Annotated in this window: 14 protein-coding genes, 1 pseudogene and 2 riboswitches; of the genes and pseudogenes, 8 read left to right on the forward strand and 7 right to left on the reverse strand. The window is 60.7% G+C overall.

The features are described 5' to 3' along the window. Nucleotides 1-42 precede the first annotated feature (42 nt). A complete protein-coding gene (locus GRI47_RS13425; protein ID WP_160661841.1) occupies nucleotides 43-501 on the forward strand; it encodes a DoxX family protein in 459 nt (152 codons plus the stop codon). A 72-nt stretch (nucleotides 502-573) separates the two neighbouring features. Here GRI47_RS13425 and GRI47_RS13430 read toward each other — a convergent pair whose 3' ends face one another. After that, on the reverse strand, nucleotides 574-2,778 hold the full coding sequence (locus GRI47_RS13430; protein ID WP_160661842.1) for a TonB-dependent receptor: 2,205 nt from the start codon (nucleotides 2,776-2,778) through the stop codon (nucleotides 574-576). 183 nt (nucleotides 2,779-2,961) lie between these two features. On the opposite strand from GRI47_RS13430, the gene GRI47_RS13435 reads away from it, so the two are divergent. The 3 genes from GRI47_RS13435 to GRI47_RS13445 all read left to right on the forward strand — a co-directional run bounded on the left by GRI47_RS13435 (nucleotide 2,962) and on the right by GRI47_RS13445 (nucleotide 7,533). Then, nucleotides 2,962-4,512, forward strand: a complete 1,551-nt coding sequence (locus GRI47_RS13435) for an SLC13 family permease (protein WP_337190699.1) — start codon at nucleotides 2,962-2,964, stop codon at nucleotides 4,510-4,512. Between the two features lie 406 nt (nucleotides 4,513-4,918). Further along, nucleotides 4,919-6,211, forward strand: coding sequence for a tyrosine-type recombinase/integrase (locus GRI47_RS13440; protein ID WP_160661843.1), 1,293 nt, complete (start codon nucleotides 4,919-4,921; stop codon nucleotides 6,209-6,211). Nucleotides 6,212-6,594: 383 nt separating this feature from the next. Then, nucleotides 6,595-7,533: a HEPN domain-containing protein gene (locus GRI47_RS13445; protein ID WP_119587875.1), complete on the forward strand. Its 939-nt coding sequence runs from the start codon at nucleotides 6,595-6,597 to the stop codon at nucleotides 7,531-7,533. A 367-nt stretch (nucleotides 7,534-7,900) separates the two neighbouring features. Here the strand turns inward: GRI47_RS13445 and GRI47_RS13450 are convergent, their stop codons facing one another. The 4 genes from GRI47_RS13450 to GRI47_RS13465 form a co-directional block, all read right to left on the reverse strand. Next, the gene (locus GRI47_RS13450; protein ID WP_119587874.1) at nucleotides 7,901-8,149 is read right to left on the reverse strand and encodes a hypothetical protein; all 249 of its coding nucleotides are present in this window, start codon (nucleotides 8,147-8,149) and stop codon (nucleotides 7,901-7,903) included. Between the two features lie 182 nt (nucleotides 8,150-8,331). Continuing rightward, nucleotides 8,332-8,532: riboswitch (cobalamin riboswitch) on the reverse strand. Nucleotides 8,533-8,635: 103 nt separating this feature from the next. Continuing rightward, a complete protein-coding gene (locus tag GRI47_RS13455) occupies nucleotides 8,636-9,565 on the reverse strand; it encodes a cobalamin-binding protein (RefSeq protein WP_037447548.1) in 930 nt (309 codons plus the stop codon). Between the two features lies 1 nt (nucleotide 9,566). Further along, on the reverse strand, nucleotides 9,567-10,121 hold the full coding sequence (locus GRI47_RS13460; protein ID WP_051749615.1) for a hypothetical protein: 555 nt from the start codon (nucleotides 10,119-10,121) through the stop codon (nucleotides 9,567-9,569). A gap of 11 nt (nucleotides 10,122-10,132) precedes the next feature. Then, entirely contained in the window at nucleotides 10,133-12,064 is a 1,932-nt protein-coding gene (locus tag GRI47_RS13465) for a TonB-dependent receptor plug domain-containing protein (RefSeq protein ID WP_160661844.1), read from the reverse strand. Between the two features lie 176 nt (nucleotides 12,065-12,240). Continuing rightward, nucleotides 12,241-12,472, reverse strand: a riboswitch (cobalamin riboswitch). 1,106 nt (nucleotides 12,473-13,578) lie between these two features. Here GRI47_RS13465 and GRI47_RS13470 point away from each other — a divergent pair. Both GRI47_RS13470 and GRI47_RS13475 read left to right on the forward strand, forming a co-directional pair. After that, entirely contained in the window at nucleotides 13,579-13,833 is a 255-nt protein-coding gene (locus GRI47_RS13470; RefSeq protein WP_119587909.1) for a helix-turn-helix domain-containing protein, read from the forward strand. Then, on the forward strand, nucleotides 13,830-13,997 hold the full coding sequence (locus GRI47_RS13475) for a hypothetical protein (protein WP_158586864.1): 168 nt from the start codon (nucleotides 13,830-13,832) through the stop codon (nucleotides 13,995-13,997). Before GRI47_RS13470 ends, GRI47_RS13475 begins: the two co-directional genes overlap by 4 nt. A gap of 235 nt (nucleotides 13,998-14,232) precedes the next feature. Here the strand turns inward: GRI47_RS13475 and GRI47_RS13480 are convergent, their stop codons facing one another. Both GRI47_RS13480 and GRI47_RS13485 read right to left on the reverse strand, forming a co-directional pair. Continuing rightward, nucleotides 14,233-15,819 (reverse strand): ABC1 kinase family protein, encoded by a 1,587-nt coding sequence (locus tag GRI47_RS13480; protein ID WP_160659387.1) that lies wholly within the window; start codon nucleotides 15,817-15,819, stop codon nucleotides 14,233-14,235. A 4-nt stretch (nucleotides 15,820-15,823) separates the two neighbouring features. After that, a complete protein-coding gene (locus tag GRI47_RS13485; protein WP_160659386.1) occupies nucleotides 15,824-16,315 on the reverse strand; it encodes a MarR family winged helix-turn-helix transcriptional regulator in 492 nt (163 codons plus the stop codon). Nucleotides 16,316-16,440: 125 nt separating this feature from the next. On the opposite strand from GRI47_RS13485, the gene GRI47_RS13490 reads away from it, so the two are divergent. Then, nucleotides 16,441-17,568, forward strand: a complete 1,128-nt coding sequence (locus GRI47_RS13490; RefSeq protein ID WP_160659385.1) for an HlyD family secretion protein — start codon at nucleotides 16,441-16,443, stop codon at nucleotides 17,566-17,568. Then, nucleotides 17,565-17,788 (forward strand): annotated as a pseudogene (locus GRI47_RS13495) (EmrB/QacA family drug resistance transporter); the annotation flags it as partial. The gene GRI47_RS13490 and the pseudogene GRI47_RS13495, both read left to right, overlap by 4 nt.

Below are 17,788 nucleotides of genomic sequence, written 5' to 3' on the forward strand. Positions count from 1 at the left end.
CGATGGCATGACTGTTCCCCAGACCAAACGGGGAGAGATTTCATGGCTACCATCGCGGCGATCGTCGGACGCATCTGTATCGCGCTGCTGTTCATTCTGGCCGGCCTCAACAAGGTGATGGATCCGGCCTCGACCGCCGAATACATCACGGCGCAGACCACCCTTCCCGGCAGTCTCGCCATGCCGACCGGCGTGTTCGAGATCGTCGCAGGTCTGATTCTGGCGAGCGGTTTCATGACCCGGCTCGCCGCCGCGGTCCTGGCCGGTTTCACTGTGCTGACGATCCTGCTGTTCCATTTCCAGGTCACCGATCCCGCGCAGGCGCAGGCGGCGCTCAAGAACCTCGCCATCATCGGCGGGCTGCTGATGGTGTTCGCCTATGGGCAGGTGCGCGGCCGGATCGGCGCGGTGAGCGAGCGTGACAAACGGATGGAAGCGGAGCTGAAGGCGGCCCGTGCCGAAGGACGGGCCGAAGGCGCGGTCCAGCGCCCGACCGACTGAATGCAATAAGAACCCGGCGCCGCCTCTCCCGGTTCGGGGAGGCGGCGCCGGGTATCGTGCGGCCTAGAGCGGTCAGAAGCTCGCGAGCAGGCTGACCTTGAAATTGCGGCCTGCCAGCGGCACGAAATCCTTGGTGAAGCTGGCATGGCGGCGCCCGGTGACGTCGAAGATATTGTCCGCCTTCACCATCACCCGCACCAGATCGTTGCCGCGCAAGGGGCTGAAGGCCAGCGAGGCGTTGACGAAGGTGAAGGCGTCAGTGGTCGTCTCGAACGGAGCGATCTCGTCCTGTTCGCCGAAATACTGGACCTCGAACCGCCCGTCGATCCCGGCAAACCCGGCATCGAGCGCGGCAAGCGCGCTGAACGGCGGGATGCGCGGCAGCGGGGTGCCGTCGTCGAGCTTGGCCTCGATATACGATCCGCGCAGATCGGCGCCGAGCGTGAAGCGATCGGACTGGACCAGCGGCAGTTTCACCTCTCCCTCGATCCCGAAATAATCGGCATCGGACTGGAGATACTGGAAGACGGGCAGATCGTCCTCTTCCGCGCCGGTGGCTTGCAGGAAGATGTAATCGTCGAACCAGTTTTTGAACACCGAGAGCGACACCGTCGCCGGGCCGACCTCGCCGCGCACGAAGCCTTCGAGGCCCCAGGCGCTTTCCTTGTTCAGATCGACATCGCCGATCTCGAACGCCTGGGTGGCGATGTGGGGGCCGTTGGCGAACAATTCCTCGCCGCCCGGCGCGCGCTCGGCCCGCGATCCGGTGATGCCGATGCGCAGGCGGTCATCCCCACCCGGCTCGTAAATGAACGACAGCGCGCCCGAGAACAGGTCGAAATCGCGCTCGACGCCCAGCGGGACCGATTCGATATTCGCCATTTCGTAGCGCGCGGCGCCTTCGATCTGGAAGACGTCGAGATCGTATTCCTGGAGCGCGAAGATCGCGAACTGATCGGTGCGGTTGGGCGCGACGAAGGCCTCGTCCCCGATCGCTTCGAAATCGCGGTAGTAATACTGGACGCCCAGCGTGCCGCCGAGGCGACCGGTGTCGTTTTGAATCAGTTCGGCGCGCGCTTCGATACCGGAGACGTCGAACACGGTGCCGACCTCTTCGCCTTCGAATTCGGTATGGGTGTAGTCCGAATAGCCGACGCGGGTGCGTAGCATGGAAAAGAAGCCGTCACCGAGCGCGAGTTCGCCGCGCATGTCGGCGCGGAATTGCTTGAGGCCGATCGAGACCTGCTCCTCGCCCTCTTCGCCGCCTTCTTCCTCGCCCCCTTCCTCGCCATGCGCGTGGCCCGTTCCCGGTCGGCCCGGAACGCCATAGGCGCTGTCGTAATATCCGGCGGAGAAGCCGAGATTGCTGTCCCCCGCGAACAGGGTGAGGCCGCCATTCACGGAATAGGTTTCGGTCGCGCTGTTGGGCAGGACGCCGCGCTGATCGGCGGCTTCCTGCAATTCGGCCGCCTCGTCGAGATTCCCTTCAGCGGTCTCCTCCGCGACATCGGCGAGGATGTCCGCACGCAGAGCGGGCGACAGGGTGTGGCCGGGCACTTCCATGTCATTGGTGTTGCGATACGACCCGTCGACATGGGCGACGAAATACTCGCCCAGCGGCAGATCGAGCGAGGCGGCCCCGCTTCTCAAGTCGTAGGCGGTGTCCGCTTCGGCCAGCACGTCGAGATGGAAGGGTTCGTTGAGGCGGCGCGTGGGAATGCGCTTGTCGATGATGTTCACCGCACCGCCGATGGCCTGGCTCCCGTAAAGGAGGACCGCAGGGCCGCGCAGGATCTCGATGCGTTCGGCGGTCAGCGGCTCGACCGAGACGGCGTGGTCGGCTGACGTATTCGACACGTCGATCGCCCCGATCCCGTCGATGAGAACCTTGACCCGCTCGCCTTCGAAGCCGCGCAGCACCGGGCGCGAGGCGCCGGGCGAGAAGCTCGTTGCCGAGACGCCCGGCTGCTTGGCCAGAATCTCGCCGATCTGCCCGTTCATCTCGCGCTGCAATTCGCGCCCTTCGACCAGTGAGGTGCCGGCGAGGACGTCGAGCTGTTCGAGACCGGGAGCGGTCACGACGATCAGGCCGGAGCCATCGACGTTCCGGTTATGGAGATCGTCCTCGATCTGCGGGGACCGGGTCGAGTCGGCCGCGTCGGGATCGGGGGTATCCGGGGCCGACTGGGCAAGGCCCGGCACGGCAGCGAGGGAGAAGGCGAGAGCGACGAGCGAAGAAGCGACACGGCGCGGCGAGCTAGGCTTATGATACAACATAACGCGGCCCTCTAACGATCCTTCCGCGCGGGGCAAGCGTTCTTTCGCCGGAATGTCTTTTGGCGCGGACGAACGACTTTGATAGGGCCTCGCGGATCGCGCCATCTGTGGCATGGCGGATTTTCAAAAAGGCTTTGCGATGCGGGGCAGCAGCGCCATAGATGCGGGCAAGGGAGAGACTGCGTGGCGGAAAACGTAACGGAAAACGACGGGCGGTCGTCGGCCTTGCTGTGGGGTTTGCGGGCACTTGGGCCGGTGGCGGCGATCCTGGTCTGGCTCGCGCTCGGCGGATCGGAGGGTCTGCCCGCTGATGCCCGTATCGTCGCGGCCGTGGCGACGCTGATGGCGATCTGGTGGATGACGGAAGCGATTCCGCTCGCCGCGACATCTCTCCTGCCCATCGTGCTGATCCCCGCCCTGACGGCAATCGGCGTGGGAGAGGCGACCGCGCCTTATGCCAGTTCGATCGTCTTCCTGTTTCTTGGCGGGTTCCTGATCGCCATCGCGATGGAGAAATGGCAGTTGCACCGCCGTATCGCGCTGCTGACGCTCAAACGGGTCGGTGCGGAGCCAAGGCGCATCGTGCTCGGCATGATGCTGGCGACGGGTTTTCTGTCGATGTGGGTGTCGAACACGGCGACCACGCTGATGATGCTGCCGATTGGTCTTTCGCTCGTGGCCCTGCTGGTCGAGAAGAGCAGCCCGCACGATTGCGCGCCGATCGAATGCCACAGCGAAATCGCCGCCCTGCCTGACGAGAATATCCGCCGTTTCGGCATCTGCCTCATGCTGGCCATTGCCTGGGCTGCCAGCATTGGCGGACTCGGCACGCTTCTCGGCAGCCCGCCCAACGCCATCGTTGCGGGCTATGCGGCGGACGAATTGGGCCGCGATATCGGATTTCTCGAATGGATGAGGATCGGCACGCCCTTGGCGCTGGTCTTCATCCTGGTGGCATGGGTGATGATGACCCGGTTCCTCTATCGCTTTACTCTGGCGGAAATTCCCGGCGGGCGTGAGATGATCGCGGAAGAAGTGCGCAAGCTCGGCCCGATGGGGCAGGGTGAGAAGGCGGTCCTGTTCGTGTTCGCCGCCGCGGCGTTCCTGTGGATCGTTCCGGGCATTCTCGCGGATATTCCCAGCATTGCCGCCGCCGTGCCCTGGATCGGCGAGCTGGACGATACCGCCATCGCCATCGGAGCGGGGATTGCCCTGTTCATCATTCCCGCGCGCGGGCGGACCGAAATGGTGCTCGATTGGCGCGACGCGGAGGACGGCCTGCCCTGGGGCGTGCTGCTCCTGTTCGGCGGCGGCCTCAGCCTCGCGAGCGCCGTGGCCGCGACCGGGCTCGACGGATGGGTCGGTACGCAGGTCGCTGGACTGGAGCCGCTGCCCGTCATTCTGCTCGTGGGTGCGGTGGTGGCTCTCACCATCTTCCTGACCGAGGTGACCAGCAACACCGCGACGGCCGCCACCTTCGTGCCCATCCTGGGCGGCGTGGCGGCGGGCATCGGCATGGATCAGATGAGCCTGCTCATCCCCGTCGCTCTCGCGGCGACCTGCGCCTTCATGCTGCCGGTCGGAACGCCGCCCAACGCCATCGTGTTCGGCACCGGATCGGTCACGATCGCGCAGATGGCCAAAGGCGGCATCTGGCTGAATATCGTCGGCATCCTGCTGATTACGATGGTCTGCTATCTGCTCGGCGGATGGGCGATGGGCCTTCTCTATTGAGGATTCTATCGAGAGCCCTGACGGGATGCGCGCGCCGATCGGCGCCGCCCCGTCGGGCGATCAGGTCCTGATCCGATGATGCTGGCTGATCCGATGATGCTGGAAATGGAGCGGGCGAGGCGATTCGAACGCCCGACCCCAACCTTGGCAACTGCCTCTCGGCATTTTCGCTATCGTTTTCGTATTCAGTAAAATCTACGATATTCCAGGCAATATCAATTGCTTGTTTCTCACATCGAGTCCCCATTGGTACGCTGCGATTTCCGGCGGTTTCCCTCCTACTGCTTCCCCCCTGCTTCCCCGGCCATGCTGCACCTGTGTGGGGAAGCAAATATCAAGCGCGTGGGCCACCGGAGCGCAGGAGCAACTTCGAAAGGAATGACAACTCAAATCAAGGACAAATCGCATGACCAGACTAACTAAACGCACCGTCGAGGCGCTCAAATCCAACCGAGAGCGCGACACCTTTCTTTGGGACAGCGAACTGCGCGGTTTTGGCGTTCGCGTTAAACCCAGCGGCACCAAAACATTTATCATCCAATATCGAAACCAAGAGGCGAGGACCCGTCGCTGTGTTATAGGCCAATATGGTGTTCTGACTGTCGAGCAAGCCCGCGACCTCGCCCAAAAGAAGCTCGCCGCTGTGATCGACGGGGCCGACCCATCCGCCGAACGGCACTCGGTCCGTACGGGGCTGACAATCGCAGCAGTTTGCGATTGGTATCTTGCCGAGGCCGAAGCCGGTCGGCTGATCGGACGAAACCGCCGCCCCATCAAGGCGTCATCGGTCGCAGGTGATCGAAGCCGTATTGAACTCCACATTAAGCCGCTGATCGGCAATCGCGTGGTCAGCCAATTGAAATTGGCAGATATTGAACGCTTGCAAGGTGATATTGCGGCTGGTCGAACCGCCCGAGCGAGGCGCACAAGCCGAGGTGGGCAAACGGCTGGCGGCTCAGGCGTTGCTGCCCGCGCCATCAGCACGCTTCGCGCTCTACTCAATCACGCCCGCCGCCTCGGCATTATTGAGGTTAGTCCGGCAACAGGCGTGCGCATCATGGCCTCGCAGAAGGTGAAGCGATATCTGAGCGCTGGCGAAATCCGTCACCTTGGCAAGGTGATGACGCAGATGGAACGCGAGGGCGAACACCCGGCCGGCCTCGCTGCGATCCGCGTCATGCTTCTCACCGGTTTTCGCCGCATGGAAGTGCTGGCAATGCGCAAGGCATGGGTTCAGCCCGACGACAATCTCGTCCGTTTTCCGGATACCAAGTCCGGTCCGCAGATCCGCGTGGCCGGAGACTCAGCAATGCACGTGCTGGAGGCTCAGGCTTTGTCCAGTCATTCGCCCTTCATCTTCCCGGCGGATTGGGGCGATGGGCATTTCGTAGGCGTCGTTCGGGTGCTGGGCCGAGTCTGCGCGCGTGCAGGCCTGGACAAAGTGACACCGCACACCCTGCGCCACAGCTTTGCCAGCATGGCAGCGGCGCAAGGTTTCAGTGAACTGACCATCTCGGGCCTACTCGGTCACGCCCCGCGCGGCGTAACCCAGCGCTATGTGCACCTGGATACCGCGCTCATCATCGCGGCGGATCAAGTGGCGGCAGAGATTGCGCGACTATTGGACGGTGGCGAGTTGCGGAGCGTGCGGGAGATCAAGCAAGCGCGCACACTGGCAGCTTTGCGTGCAGTTGCATGACGCCTACTTGGCTAAGATTGCCCAAAAGTCAGATTGAAAAACTGCGGTAGCTCGTGGATAGCGCTCCAAATCAAAGCCCGTCTCCAGAAATGGGGATGGGCCTTGTGGATAAGCCTGTGGTCTGTTCGGACTATCAGGAACCGGGATTCACGGACTATCAGGAACCCAAAGCTCGGACTATCAGGAACCGAAACAGGCCTCAAACCCGCAGAAATGCTTGGCTCCAGCATCCCTTAACAATGCTAACGACAATCCTTCTCGGATTGTTGCTAACACTAGGCACAGCGGCGCGCGGCTCCTCAGCGCTTTGGGGTGCGCCGTCACTGCGCGCCTTATGCACTCGGCAGGTGCAAGCTTCGCGGCTGCTTGCTAGAGATTAAACGATGAAGACCGACCTCGATCATCTTCCCCCGCAAAAGCAGCGCGAGATCGAGCGCGTCGTGCAGCTTATCTTCGAAGAATTCGACGATGCCTTCGCGCTCGCTAAGCATGAGTGGAAGAAGGCCGGGCGGATACTTAAGGTCATTCTTTACGGCAGCTATGCTCGCGGGACCTGGGTCGACGAGCCTCACACGGCCAAGGGATACCGCTCCGACTTTGATCTTCTGATCATCGTCAACGACAAGCGACTCACTGACAGGGTGAAGTACTGGGCGAAGCTCGATGACCGGCTAATGCGCGAATATGGCGTTACCGGTACGCTCCAGACGCCGGTCAATTTTATCGTGCATACCCTGCAAGAGGTGAATAACGGGCTGGCACATGGGCGCTACTTCTTCATGGATGTGAAGGAGGACGGGGTTGCGCTCTACCAATCCGACGACACCGACCTGCATACGCCCAAGCCGAAGACGCTGGAACAGGCGCTGGCGATGGCTCAGGAGTATTTTGACGAGTGGATGCCGTCAGCCGAGCAGTTTCTCATCCAGGGGAACGAGGCCACGAAAAGAGGCTGGAACAAGAAAGCAGCGTTTGAACTGCACCAAGCGGCTGAGCGCCTTTATCACTGCGTTCTGCTCGTTTGCACCTTCTATACGCCGCATAACCACAATCTTGCATTCCTGCGCACCCAGGCTGAACGGATCGACCCGCGTCTTACTTACGTCTGGCCGCGTGAAACGAAGCGTGATCGCGCACGCTTCGAGAAGCTCAAGGAAGCTTACGTGAAGGCGCGCTACTCGAAGCACTACCGCATCAACAAGGAAGAACTCGATTGGCTCGGTGAGCAAGTCGAAGAGCTGGGTCGCGTCGTCCACGATGTATGCACAGAACGCCTCGAAAAGCTTCAAGCCGATGCCAAATCGTGCCCGGATAAGCAGTAGACGCCGATTTGATTGGCCGGCAGCTTATCGATCTGGCTTGCCGGAAGCAGACCTTCGGCTATCGACCCCATTTCGGTGGTAGCAGCGCATTCGACCTATCGCCAAAAGCGGTCGTTCATGAAGAACCGGTTGTCGTTGGTAACGCGCCTCAATCCCAGCCATTCTGGTACGAGATCTGAACGCCCAAAAACAGTTGATCGTATAGCGGCAGCTACGCGCTACACTCTCCGAGACACAACAAATCGTCGCGAAAAATTCAGAATGTCAGCGGTCGACAAAAGGGCGGTCGCGAACCGCAGTCGAAAACGGCGCCGGGTTTAAGCCAGCGCCGTTCATCGTTCTCATTCAATGCGAAGTGGCCTGAGAATCAACCGTTGCATGAATACTCAAATTGCGCCGCGAAATAACCGGCGTTCTGGATTATGCGAATGACGTTGAAAGATGCCAGACCGCCATTCGAAGCACAGATGTTTTGCGCACCTTGCTCGGCCGCAGCTATGGCCTGTCCCACTTCGGGTAGAAATGGCCCGATATCCGTTTGCTGAGCAACCGCGGCAGAAGAGCCAAATGCGATTGCAGCCGAGAGTGCCAGAACCTTCGTTTTAGTTTTGAACATGGTATTTTCTCCGTGGGCTCTGAGCCCTTCACGCCGATATAGTGGCTTGGATCTCCGGACCTCGGCCGAGCAGCCTGGTCAACGGACGCGATACGCCGACCGGGCGTGCTCGGAGCAATCCAAGCCGCTTATCGTCGCTCCGACGAAAATGATTCCGCGCCCGACCAATCCCATGAATCAGGCAAGAGCGACTCGCCCCGGTCGGTCTCCTGGCTCGCGGGTCATCACTTGAAATACACCTTCCCGAACCAAACAATCAGTCCAGTGGTTGCGGAGTGACCCGCCAGTATTTCTCGCTCGCCGCTTACAGTTGCAGGGACAGCCGCAGATTTGACCTTGGAGGACCTCACTGTGTTCCCGTTAGCGGTGCGAACTTGAAGCTGAATGCGCGCAACTTTGCATGCAGCTGATTTTGAGTATCGGTACGCAGCTTTGAAAACAAGGGCTGATGCGCTCGTTTCGCGTCGAATAGCGCGAAAAACATCGTCAAACCCCATCGATGGAGATCCAATCCCGTCCCATCTCCAATGCCTGTGTTGGCGTCGCCCCAACCAACTGCGCGATCAGTTCAGCCGACTCGACGAGTCGTGGGCCAGGACGATTGAAAAGATGGTGGCCATCAACGGCAAAGACCTTCCCTTTGCGAACCGCGGTAAGGTCTTTCCAACCGAAGTGGTCGACGAGCGACCCCAGATCGGCGAGCGTTTGTGGCAACAGATATCCGCAGGGCATCGCAACGATCAGATCGGGATCGGCGGCAATCAAGTCGTCCCAATTCAGCCACGAGGAATGTTCTCCGGCTCGCGCGAACAATGGGTGACCGCCGGCCGCCTCGATTAGTTCGGGTACCCAGTTTCCTGCGGCCATCAGCGGATCGATCCATTCGATCGCGGCGACACGCGGGCGATCCATCCTCTCCGCGCTACTTCGGGATAGCCCTGACATCCGCTCCTTCAAGTCACCGACGACCGATGATGCACGCTCGGGAATTCCCGCCGCTTCGGCGACCTTAGCGAAATCGCTCCATACATCTTCCAATGTATCGGGTGCCAGCGACAGCAGCGTCGGGGCGGTTCCGATCCAGTCGCCGAGTGCTTCTTCCAGATCGGCAGGGGTGACCGCGCAGACCGCGCATTGCGATTGGGTCAAGATGAGGTCGGGCCGCAAGTCCCGCAGAAGCGCGGTATCGACTTCGTATACCGACAGTCCTTGCCTCACGATTTCCTGGATCCGGTCGTCGATCTGCCGCGACGTCAGTCCTTTCTCGAGTCTGGTCGACGTGACGACCGGCAATGCCTTTACGAAAAGCGGATAATCGCATTCGTGCGAGCGACCGACGAGGCTCTCTCCCAATCCGAGTGCGACGGCGATTTCGGTCGCGCTCGGCAGGAGGGACACGATGCGCGGCTGCGCCATGTCAGGCGAACCGTATTCGCGGAGAAGGTCCGAATAGCGTGGGAGCGGCTCTGGCGAGGAGCCAGGACGCCAACAACAGTCCTGCGAACCATAATGCATCGTTCGCGAAGATCTGTCCCACGATCGCCATCGTGAAAGTCTCTGTCCCGCCTACCACCAAAGCAAACCCGAATAGCGCAGCCTCGTAAACAGCGAAGCCGATCAGAAAGGCGCCAAATGTCCGAAGGGTGCTCAGCTCGTTTTGTTCTCCCATGATGATGGCACCGGCGAGCATGGCGAGAATAGATGCGATGCCCAGCGCACCGCCCCAGGCGAACGCATATCCCGTGTGCGGGTAGCCGAGGACGGTGAACCCCAGCAACTGGTTGGTCGCCCAGATCGCGAGGATCGTCGTTAACGCGAGCGAGCGGCGCATGGTCGCGGCGGTCACGATCGTAACAGCCACGAACGGCATCATGCAGGCGGCAACCAGCGATCCGCCCACCGTCGCCAAGGCAAGTGTGACAGGCCATGCGAACCTCGCAATGTCGGACTTTGCTATCATTTCATCCGTCATCGAAATTCTCCTTAGAAACGCGCGTGCGCGCCAATGGCGAACGAGCGTCCGGGCGTCGCGAAACTGAAGACATCCTCGTAATCGGCGGCCGTCAAATTCTCGACTCGGCCGAACAGCTCGACATTATCCATCACCCTCACGTCGGCGTTGACGTTCAGCAGAAAGTAGTCGTCCAGTTGCACGCGAACCGGCACGAACGAGGGATCGATGAAAGCGCTGTCGATCGTCTCTCCATTGTAGCGCGCAACGAGCGTGACCCCTCCGGCATCCTTGGGAGCGCGCCAGTCGACAGCCAGGCTGGCGGTATGGGAGGGCCGCCGCACTTCGCGCGCGCCATCCTCGTGGGAACGCAGATAGGTGTAGGCTCCATTGACGCGCCAAGCTTCCGCGAAGCGCGCCTCGCCGAACACTTCGACGCCGTTTCTCTTGGATACGGTATCGCGATTGCCAGGGCTGGCGACGAAGTTCGGGGGCGGAAAAGAAGTGAAGATCTCTTCGTCCAGTTCGCTCTCGAAATAGGTGACCCCGATTGAAGCGCGCTCACCGAACAGCGACTGGTCGATCCCGATCTCCCATCCGCTCGACTTCTCGGGCCTGAGGTCGGGATTGCCGATGAAACGGCCGTCCACGAACCCATATAGTTCGTAGAACGAGGGGTTCTTCACCCCCGATCCGACGGCCCCGCGCACTCGCGTAGCCGCAGCGATCCGATAGCTCGCCTGAAGCCTGTACGTGGTTGTATCGGCGAACTGGTCGTTCCAGTCCCTGCGGATGGATGCGGACGCGCTCGCTCGGTCTCCGAGATCGATCGCATACTGGCCGACGAGACCGACATTGTCGATCTGTCGGCGACCGGTGAATGCGAAGCCGGTCGGATCGGTGTTACGGAAGCGTTCGCGTTCGACATCGAGAGCCGCCGTGACCCGGTGGGTCAGACCGCCAGCCTCGATACGCAACGTCGTATCGTAGGACCCTTTCAACCTCTGGCCCTCGCTGCCATAGCTGCGTCCAGTCGAAGCGAAACCGTCGCGCCGGGTATCCGCGATCTGGGCCGAAAACGCTTGGGTCCAGCGATCGTCGAGCAAGTCTAGCTCGCCCCTGATGAGCACATAGATAGCCTCGTTCTCGAAGCGGTTGCCGGGGCTATCGACCTGGAATCCGAAGGTCGGACTTCCCGGATCGGAATCGCTGTCGTTGAATTCGGCATTGGTGCGCGCGTAGCGTAATACACCAGTGAGGCGTGCATTGGTTGATGGCGCGAACGTCGTCTTCAGCGAGACCGCACCACTGTCGTTCGCAAGATCGCGCGTGCCGTTCCGGGCGCCTGGCGTGCCATCGGTGGTATTGAGTGTGGCGGACAGCGCGTAGTCGAGATCGCCACTATATCCAGCGATCCGGGCAGCACCGTTCACCATGCCGAACGAACCGGCTTCGATCCGCGCGACCGCCCCGGGCGCATCGCGGCCGTCGAGAGTGATGTACTGGATGACGCCGCCGATCGCGTCCGACCCGTAGATCGCGCTCTGCTGTCCGCGCAGCACCTCGATCCGCGAAGCCTCGTCGGCGATAAGCGTTCCGAAATCGAACTCGCCGGCGTAGGGATCCGACACCTCGATCCCGTCAACGAGGACGAGCGTATGGTTGGCTTCAGCACCGCGCAACCGAAGCTGTGTCTGACCGGGAACCCGTCCGACCGCGACCCCTGGGACGTCGCGGAGCACGTCGGACACCTCGCGGACTTGCCTCCGGTCGAGGATTTGCTCGTCGAGGACGGTGACCGATCCGCCGATCCGGTCGAGCGGCATGGGATCGGTGGCGCGGTTCCCGGTGACGACGATCGAGGTGTTGGATGTCTCTGGATCGGCAGCGGGATCGATGGTCTGAGCGAGCGATGGAGCCGGCAGAAGCACGGAAGACAGAAGCGACAGGTGAATGTATTTCATGAGAACGAATTTCCGGGGCGCCGGGCGACTTGGCCGGAGCGTCCGCACGAGTGCGGTCGACGAGACTGCTAGGGACGGACGCGTGCATCCCCCGGCAGTCCTGCCGATGCGGCTCCAACCGCTACTCGTCGCCCGGACGAAATTCGTTTCGCGCCTGGCCAATCCCATGAGCCCGGCAAGAGCGACACGCGCCGGTCGGTCTCCTGGCTCACGGGTTGTCGCACGAAACATACCTTCCCAGACGACAATTGCCGCCCAGTGGTTGTGGAGCCAACCCCACCCATGTTACGCGCTCGCCGCTTACAGTTGCAGGGACAGCCGCAGAATTGGCCTATCGAGACCTCACTGCGTTCCCGTTACCGGCACGCTTTATCGACATTTGATTCTGCCGACGCTCGTCTCATAGACTTTGGTCGAATGAGCGGCAAGCGCGCAGTTCCAGAGCAACGCAGCAAGACGATGGTCGCCGTTTTAGGGGGTAGGTGAACTTAATCCATCGTATCTGTTTAGGTCACCAACTGAAATGCCCAGATGTTGATCCGTCGACCTTTGGATTGGCACCAGCTTTCGCTTTCGTCTGAGATCGATTCTCAACCCTTTCTTAAATATCGCGAATGGTGTCGGAAGCCGTACGGCAGCATTTTAGTTTCTAATGCGCAAGCCGGACAGATCGCATACGGTCCAACTTCGTCGCCGGTTCAATGTCCTCTATATTGAATGCGCGGCCTAAAAGCCGACCGTCGCACACCCACCCTAAACCACGACATTAAAGCGTCAACATTATTGACCCAGAAGCTGACACATAGGCCGTCCACGAGCGTGGCTGCAACCAATCGTCGAGTATCCCGTGTGCGCTCGTAATCCGAATATCTGGCGCTTGGTGTGCGATGATCGCGTCGTTGCGCTGCCTTGGCGTTGCATCATTTAGCGACGCTCTTAGACACTGCCGCTACAGAAACTTTGCAGCTTGGTTGCTAATCAGAAGCACACTCGCAACGCTATCACTGCAGGTCGCTGGCAGCGCCGGATACAGTCGCGATGCACTCCGCTTGCAGGCGTAATCGGCGTGGGGTATTTGTCCGTAAGCGTCTGATTTGAAGAAAGAAAATGAGGGCGAGATAAAAGCGCCGCCGTCGGTCGGGGCGCAGGTGGTTGGTTTCGTTCAGTAATATGCGACGGCACCCATATTGCCCCTGCGGCGCTCATTTCAAAAAGTTCTTTGCTATCAAACAGATTGGCGACGGCGCTTGGCGTTCTGCGCTGTTTTCGTTCGGTAACCCACTTTCGCCCGGACGTCCTTCGCCGTCCCGATGAGCATCGGTGCATTTGACTGGAGTGCTTGCCCCCACGCCTCTGCGCTGCGGCGAAAGAACGACAGCTGCGGCGTAGGAACGTCATGTGGCGCAGGGTGCCCTAATCGATCGATACTCAGTGCTGATGGCGGGCCGGCCTGTTCCCTCCATGCTTCCCAAGGTCGGTCCGTCATCACCCGAAAGATGAAAGGATCGACGGCTATGCCATCTGCGAGCACGACAGAGCATCCTTGCGAGCAATGCGGGCCCCAGGCCATCGAACCGATCGCCATGCGCGTACCCGAAGCCTGTCGCTATCTCGGGATCGGACGCAGCACACTCTATGTGCTCATTTCCAGAGACGAGATCGAGATCATCAAGATGGGGAGCGCAACCCTCGTGCTCACAGCCAGCCTGCGCTCGCTGGTTGAGCGGCTACGTCGTCCTGCCGATCAGGTACCGGGGACCGCTATATGATTACGGCGCATCCTGACTTGCTGAAAGCTGTGGTGCTTGCCGCAATCGTGAGCATGCCAGATCATTCCAAACGTCAGCTGGTCTCGAAGATCAAAGCGCGGCGTGCAAACGCAGAAGAAGCGCTGGCCGCCAGATTGGTGATTGCGCTTTCGCAGCGATCCTAGGCTCTCTGGCTATGGCAGCTACGCGCCCCCATAGCGGCCATAAAGTCAGGCGAGGACACGCCTGAAAGCTGCCGTTCCAAAGTTTCGTCTGATTGAGGAAAATAAGCCTTCAATCGCAATAGGTCGAAAAATTTTCTTCGCGATGCGTCTTGGTCGCTGAAGTGAGGCGCATGAAATCCTCGTTAAGTTCGGCTTTGCCGTATCGTGACCGTGCACGAATTAAGTTGCTCCTTCATTATGACTTTCGGATGAGCACCACCCCAGCAATCACAAGCGCGCCGCCAGCCAGAAGCCAGGATTGATCGACAAGCAACGCGCTAGCTATGATCAATGCGGCAGCTAGAGGGCCTTTCAAGGACTGACGCTCATTGCGAAGTCCAGCGAGCTGCTCGATACTGAGCGGATCGAGCTGAACCGGCACATATCCTGACTTTGCGATCGAGTTCGCAGTGGCAAGTATGTCGGGCAAGGACGCCGACAACCCCAGCAGCTGACCGCGAAGTCTCTTCAAACCCGACCGAGCGCTGCCGAGCGAGAACCGCTCGGCGAGAAGCTCCGTCATGATCGGCCGGGTCTCTTCGGCGATGTTGTAGTCCGGTGCCAGCGATCGGACGAAGCCCTCTGCAGTCAACAAGGTACGCAGAAGAATGGCCAGATCAGGTGGCAGAACCAGTCGATAATCCCGCAACAGATCGAAAACGCGGGAAAAAATCTGCGAGAACTCGATGCCAGATAGCACGGTCCCCCTGAACTCTCCAATCAACTGATCCAGATCCACCGCGAGCGCATCGCGATCCACCTTCGGCTCCCCCGCCCATGCGAGCAGGACATCCGCGACATCGCTGGTTTCCTCACCAGCAATCGCAAGCACGAGGCGGACGATTTCGTCGCGCCTGGCCTTGGTGAGCGTCCCGACCGATCCGAAGTCGATGAAGCCGACATCCTGCTCGCCGATCAGGAAAACATTGCCGGGATGAGGGTCGCCGTGGAATTCGCCGTTCAGAATGATCATGCGCAGGACTGCGTTGGCATAGCACTTGGCGAACGCCGCCACCTCCGGATCGCCCGATGAGGCGCCCAGCGAAGACGCGGGCCTGCCGTACAGGCGTTCCTGAACGTTCACCCGCAGCCCGGTCAGTTCCCAATGGATGGCCGGGGTCCTGACGCCGATGGTTTCGAGATATGCGCCGATCCGCTCGCAGGCTCGGGATTCCGCAGCGAGGTCCATCTCCCAGGCAAGATTGCGGCCGAAGGTCCGCAGAAACTCGACTGGCCGGTAACGCGCGATGTCAGGCGAGCGTGCTTCCGCGATCTCGGCAAGACGCACAAGCAGGCGCACATCGGCTTCCATGCGCGCGGCGGTGCCCGGGCGGCGAACTTTCACGATGACCTCGCTACCGTCCCGTAGCTTGGCGGAATAGGTCTGTGCAATCGAGGCGGACGCCAGAGGCTGTTCGTCGAACTGCGCAAAGTCGTTCCGCCAGTCCTCACCCCAGCTTGAAGCAAGTACGGGCTCGATATGTGCGAAGCGCACCGGCGACACCTGATCGTGCAGGGTTGAGAATGCAGTGATCCAGTGTTCGGTAAACAGATCGCTTCGGGTGGCGAGGAGCTGCCCCAGCTTTATGCCGACTGGCCCGATGTCACGGAGGAACGCGACAACTGCGGCCGGACGAAATTCGCGAGGATCGATGACATTGCTCGAAGAGGGAATAAATCCGAGGGCTCCGGCGAGAGTCTTCGCACCGTGCCTCATTAAGATTCGGCCGATCTCCGCGGCGCGAGCGATGCTGCTGATAGGCTTTTCCGGGGGCGATGCCATGATATTACTCAGCCTCGGCCCGGAGTTGGTCCAGATTTTCCGATACCCTTGCAAGAATCTGCTGCAACGTTTGCTTCTCGTCGGCGGCAATGTCGCGCCAAAGCAGATCATGAAGCCTATCCGCGGAGCCTCTCAGTTCGGGCAGCATATCATCTAGCTGCTCCGTGAGGATGAGCTGCCACGCTCGCCGATCCGTCTCAGCTCGAAGCCTTTTCATCAGCCCGCGTGCGCAAAGACCTGCAACCGCCTGGCCGATGGTCGCCGATTCCAGTTCCAGTTTCTTGGCGATTTCAGCCTGCGTAAGGGCAGGATCGCGAAGAAGTTGTCCGATGATCCTCCACTGTGTCTGATTGAGACCGATCCTGGCGACCCTCGCATCGTACACTCTGCGCGCGCCGCGACTGATCTCGTCCATAAGATAGAGAATGCGGTCATCATCGGTGATGATCTTCTGCCGACGCTGAGACCGTGACATGGTATCTGGTTTTTCATCCATAGGGCTGTGTAGTCGGATAGCCTCGGATGCCCAAATGCAAACTGCTAAATGCCTTTACTATCTGACTCACGGCTCATAGGGCGCGAGACGCGTTCACCTTTTACTGAGGCTGCCGAAAGAGTCAGATGACCGATAACTCCAACCAACCGGAGCAGGAGGGCACAACCCCAACGAAACCGCAATCGCGGCGTAGCTTGCGCATCGTGCTAATCATCGTTGGTCTTGCCGTGCTGCTTGGCGGGATCTGGTGGTACTACCGGCACGTAACCTACGGACAGTACATGCAGTCGACCGATAACGCCTATGTCGCTGCCGACAGCGTCGTTATCTCTTCCAAGGTAGCGGGATACGTCGAAGAGGTCTTCGTAGGGGAGAACGAGCAAGTAGCTCGCGGCGGAGCCCTCGTACAACTGGATCTGCGGGATTATCAGGCGCAAGCGCAGCAGGCGCGCGCACAGATCGCTGCGACCCTGGCCGGTGCCGACACAATCCGTTCTCAGGTATCCGAACAGGATGCAGCCATTCGCCAGGCGCGGGCCCAACTCGCCGCCGCGAGCGCGGCACTGGACCTCGCGAACGACCAGGTGGCGCGATATCGGCCCCTTGCCGCGACAGGAGCCGAACCGCGGGAAAAGCTAGACCAGTATGAGGCGCAGGCGCGGCAGGCGCGGGCCGAATTCGCCGCTGCGCAGGCGGCGGTGGCTGCCGCGACCGCTCGCCGGGGGACCCTGTTCGAGCAGATCAGCCAGACCCAGGCGCAGGCGGACGCTGCTCGCGCTCAGCTGGAAACAGCCGACCTTACGGTTGAATCGACCTTGCTGCGCGCCAGCAAGGCCGGCCGAGTCGGCGATCTCTCGGTCAGGGTGGGCCAGTTCGTGCAACCGGGTCAACGTTTGATGACGGTGGTTCCGGTGAGCGCGATCTACGTGACCGCGAACTTCAAAGAAACGCAGGTCGGCCTCATCCGGGCCGGCCAGAGCGTCAGGCTCGAAGTTGACGCCCTGCCAGACCTTGAGATCGCGGGACGAGTGGACAGCATATCGCCGGGAACGGGCGCGGAATTTTCCATCCTCCCCCCCGAAAATGCCACCGGCAACTTTACCAAGATCGTTCAACGGATACCCGTCCGCATCGGTATCGATGCTCCCCCTGAAGTGCGGCGTCTGCTCGTTCCCGGCATGTCGGTAGTGGCTACGGTCGACACCCGGAATGCTGCCGGCGAATTGGAAGAGATCTCGAGTCGGACTCAATGACCGAGATACTGGCAGCGCAGGACACTTCGATCGGGCCGGCCGGGGGCCGAAAGAACGCAGACGTGACTGCCTGGGTCGCTGTGGCCGCGGGCGCGCTTGGCGCCATGCTCGCGACGCTGGACATATCAATCGTCAATTCCGCACTCCCCGTCATTCAGGGCGAGATCGGTGCCACAGGCGCCGAAGGCACCTGGATTGCTACGTCATTTCTCGTTGCTGA

The organism is Qipengyuania pelagi (genome assembly GCF_009827295.1).
In the GTDB taxonomy this organism is placed as follows: domain Bacteria; phylum Pseudomonadota; class Alphaproteobacteria; order Sphingomonadales; family Sphingomonadaceae; genus Qipengyuania; species Qipengyuania pelagi.

Bases quoted from the DNA above. Each gene is read 5' to 3' on its own strand.
- GRI47_RS13425 (WP_160661841.1), top strand. From the start codon at position 43: ATGGCTACCATCGCGGCGATCGTCGGACGCATCTGTATCGCGCTGCTG.
- GRI47_RS13430 (WP_160661842.1), bottom strand. From the start codon at position 2,778: ATGTTGTATCATAAGCCTAGCTCGCCGCGCCGTGTCGCTTCTTCGCTC.
- GRI47_RS13440 (WP_160661843.1), top strand. From the start codon at position 4,919: ATGACCAGACTAACTAAACGCACCGTCGAGGCGCTCAAATCCAACCGA.
- GRI47_RS13445 (WP_119587875.1), top strand. From the start codon at position 6,595: ATGAAGACCGACCTCGATCATCTTCCCCCGCAAAAGCAGCGCGAGATC.
- GRI47_RS13450 (WP_119587874.1), bottom strand. From the start codon at position 8,149: ATGTTCAAAACTAAAACGAAGGTTCTGGCACTCTCGGCTGCAATCGCA.
- GRI47_RS13455 (WP_037447548.1), bottom strand. From the start codon at position 9,565: ATGGCGCAGCCGCGCATCGTGTCCCTCCTGCCGAGCGCGACCGAAATC.
- GRI47_RS13460 (WP_051749615.1), bottom strand. From the start codon at position 10,121: ATGACGGATGAAATGATAGCAAAGTCCGACATTGCGAGGTTCGCATGG.
- GRI47_RS13465 (WP_160661844.1), bottom strand. From the start codon at position 12,064: ATGAAATACATTCACCTGTCGCTTCTGTCTTCCGTGCTTCTGCCGGCT.
- GRI47_RS13470 (WP_119587909.1), top strand. From the start codon at position 13,579: ATGCCATCTGCGAGCACGACAGAGCATCCTTGCGAGCAATGCGGGCCC.
- GRI47_RS13475 (WP_158586864.1), top strand. From the start codon at position 13,830: ATGATTACGGCGCATCCTGACTTGCTGAAAGCTGTGGTGCTTGCCGCA.
- GRI47_RS13480 (WP_160659387.1), bottom strand. From the start codon at position 15,819: ATGGCATCGCCCCCGGAAAAGCCTATCAGCAGCATCGCTCGCGCCGCG.
- GRI47_RS13485 (WP_160659386.1), bottom strand. From the start codon at position 16,315: ATGGATGAAAAACCAGATACCATGTCACGGTCTCAGCGTCGGCAGAAG.
- GRI47_RS13490 (WP_160659385.1), top strand. From the start codon at position 16,441: ATGACCGATAACTCCAACCAACCGGAGCAGGAGGGCACAACCCCAACG.